A 1,034-nucleotide genomic window follows, 5' to 3' on the forward strand; every position below is an offset into this window, starting at 1 on the left:
GCGGACGAGGTCCTGGCCTTCGCCCGCGAACACGGGCTGCCGATCGCCATCAAGGCCGCCTTCGGCGGCGGCGGCCGCGGCCTGAAAGTCGCCCGCACCCTCGAAGAGGTCCCCGAGCTCTACGACTCCGCCGTCCGCGAAGCCGTCGCCGCCTTCGGCCGCGGCGAATGCTTCGTCGAGCGCTACCTCGACAAGCCCCGCCACGTGGAGACCCAGTGCCTGGCCGACACCCACGGCAACGTCGTGGTCGTCTCCACCCGGGACTGCTCCCTCCAGCGCCGCCACCAAAAGCTCGTCGAAGAGGCCCCCGCACCGTTCCTGACCGACCAGCAGAACGCCCAGCTCTACACCGCCTCCAAAGCCATCCTGCGCGAAGCCGGCTACGCCGGCGCCGGCACGGTGGAGTTCCTGGTCGGCGCGGACGGCACGATCTCCTTCCTGGAGGTCAACACCCGTCTGCAGGTCGAGCACCCGGTCACCGAGGAAGTCACCGGCATCGACCTGGTCCGCGAGATGTTCCGCATCGCCGACGGCGAAGCACTCGGATACGAGGACCCCGCGGTGCGCGGTCACTCCTTCGAGTTCCGTATCAACGGTGAGGACCCAGGCCGCAACTTCCTGCCCGCACCGGGCACGGTGACCACCTTCACCCCGCCCACCGGCCCCGGCGTCCGCCTGGACGCCGGCGTGGAATCCGGCAGCGTCATCGGCCCGGCATGGGACTCGCTGCTGGCCAAACTCATCGTCACCGGCGCCACCCGCACCCAGGCGCTGCAGCGCGCCGCCCGCGTCCTGGCGGAGTTCCAGGTCGAGGGCATGGCCACCGCCATCCCCTTCCACCAGGCCGTCGTCACCGACCCGGCCTTCACCAGCGACCCGTTCACCATCCACACCCGCTGGATCGAGACCGAGTTCAACAACACCATCACCCCCTACACCCCCACCGGCACCGACGAAACCGAAGAGACCACCGCCCGCGAAACCGTCATCGTCGAGGTCGGCGGCAAGCGACTCGAGGTCTCCCTCCCCGCCTC

General features: G+C 69.9%; 1 protein-coding gene. It reads left to right on the forward strand.

Annotated features, from left to right (window positions below):
- Positions 1-1,034: ATP-grasp domain-containing protein (locus tag ABZS71_RS35690; RefSeq protein WP_356217048.1), on the forward strand; the 1,034-nt coding region annotated here is incomplete at both ends.

Origin of the sequence: Streptomyces sp. NPDC005393 (assembly GCF_040606675.1) — a bacterium.
Taxonomy (GTDB): Bacteria; Actinomycetota; Actinomycetes; order Streptomycetales; family Streptomycetaceae; genus Streptomyces.